This window comes from Mesorhizobium sp. M4B.F.Ca.ET.203.01.1.1 (genome assembly GCF_004791025.1).
In the GTDB taxonomy this organism is placed as follows: domain Bacteria; phylum Pseudomonadota; class Alphaproteobacteria; order Rhizobiales; family Rhizobiaceae; genus Mesorhizobium; species Mesorhizobium abyssinicae.
This window is the reverse complement of record NZ_SRUO01000293.1, coordinates 1-283: the sequence shown is the minus strand read 5'-3', so window position 1 is coordinate 283 and position 283 is coordinate 1. Positions and strand designations below refer to the sequence as shown.

Genomic DNA, 283 nt, shown 5'->3' with positions numbered 1-283 from the left:
GAACATGTCCAGGGCGTGCACGGTTTCCATCTCGACGGTTTCGCGCAGGAAAAGATCAATATTCCTGCCCGCCAGCTCGTGCCGGCGCCGCATGGCGTCGACGCCGTCGGTGCTGCTCTTGCGCCGGTGACGTTTGGCACGGTTGAGCACATGCTGTTCGACAATGCCAAGCTGGAGTCCGGCGAAACCATCCTCATTCACGCCGGCGGTTCGGGCATCGGCACGGCGGCAATCCAGCTTGCGAAGAAGATGGGGTGCACCGTCATCACGACAGTCGGTTCCG

1 pseudogene is annotated in these 283 nt (G+C 62.2%); it reads left to right on the top strand.

The features are described from left to right. Nucleotides 1-283, top strand: a pseudogene (locus EN846_RS34750) (NADPH:quinone oxidoreductase); the annotation flags it as partial.